The organism is Neobacillus pocheonensis, from assembly GCF_050477905.1.
Lineage (GTDB): Bacteria > Bacillota > Bacilli > Bacillales > Cytobacillaceae > Neobacillus > Neobacillus pocheonensis_A.
This window is the reverse complement of record NZ_JBCNAD010000071.1, coordinates 1-558: the sequence shown is the minus strand read 5'-3', so window position 1 is coordinate 558 and position 558 is coordinate 1. Positions and strand designations below refer to the sequence as shown.

The following is a 558-nucleotide window of genomic DNA, read 5'->3' as shown; positions in this document are numbered from 1 at the left end:
CCCATCCACGCACAACGGTGGAAAAAGACACTTGGATTCTCCCAAGTAATATGTAACTTTACTGCCGAAGGTAGAGCAAAAATTCATAATAGCTTAAAGGCTATTAATAAAAATATGCTTTCTTACATCATGAGAAATTATATTCCAAACAGATCTATTGAATATAACGACAATCGAATCAGTAAATTTATTGCCCAATATGGCAAATGTGCGATATTAGGAGAAGAGTTAGGGATTCATGAATGGCATTGTCATCACATAAATCCTTATTTTCTTTCGAAAGATGATAGTTATTCAAATTTAATTATTGTTCATAAAGCAATTCATCAATTAATTCATCTAAAAGATAAAGTCAAAATAGAAACTCTTTTACAATCCTTAAAGCTAACTAGTAAGCAGAAAGAAAAAGTAAATAAGCTACGGATAAGATGTCTAAATGAAATAATCTAACTTTGGAAAAACAGCACTCGTCTGCTTAATACATAGAACGAATAAATTGGATTAGTTGGAACGCCGTATGATTCGAAAGTTTCACGTACGGTGTGAACAGGGGGAAAA

Annotated in this window: 1 protein-coding gene; it reads left to right on the top strand. The window is 32.1% G+C overall.

The features are described from left to right. A partial coding sequence (locus tag ABES02_RS27860; protein WP_430141063.1) for an HNH endonuclease signature motif containing protein occupies positions 1-450 on the top strand: 450 nt, incomplete at its 5' end. Positions 451-558: the final 108 nt, after the last annotated feature.